This is a genomic window from Enterovibrio qingdaonensis (assembly GCF_028683135.1).
GTDB classification, from domain to species: Bacteria; Pseudomonadota; Gammaproteobacteria; order Enterobacterales; family Vibrionaceae; genus Enterovibrio; species Enterovibrio qingdaonensis.
Window position 1 is genome coordinate 1 of sequence record NZ_JAJUBB010000085.1, and the last position, 325, is coordinate 325.

At 44.9% G+C, this 325-nt stretch carries 2 tRNA genes; both read left to right on the forward strand.

Annotated features, from left to right (window positions below):
• Positions 1–16: 16 nt before the first annotated feature.
• Positions 17–93: transfer RNA gene (locus tag LRP49_RS25225), tRNA-Ile, on the forward strand.
• Positions 94–126: 33 nt separating this feature from the next.
• Positions 127–202 (forward strand) — tRNA-Ala (locus LRP49_RS25230).
• Positions 203–325: the final 123 nt, after the last annotated feature.

Genomic DNA, 325 nt, shown 5'->3' on the forward strand with positions numbered 1-325 from the left:
GTAAAGACACTTAGTTGGGTCTGTAGCTCAGGTGGTTAGAGCGCACCCCTGATAAGGGTGAGGTCGGTGGTTCGAGTCCACTCAGACCCACCAACTTCTCGTGGTTGGAATACTAAGTACTGATATGGGGCTATAGCTCAGCTGGGAGAGCGCTTGCATGGCATGCAAGAGGTCGACGGTTCGATCCCGTCTAGCTCCACCACTCTTTAAGTGTTTTCGAAAGAGAATATTTAGAAAGTGGACATCTCTTCATAGAGAAATATCACTTTGTTCTTTAAAAATCTGGAAAGCTGACTAGTAACTTAATCGAAAGATTAAGTGAATG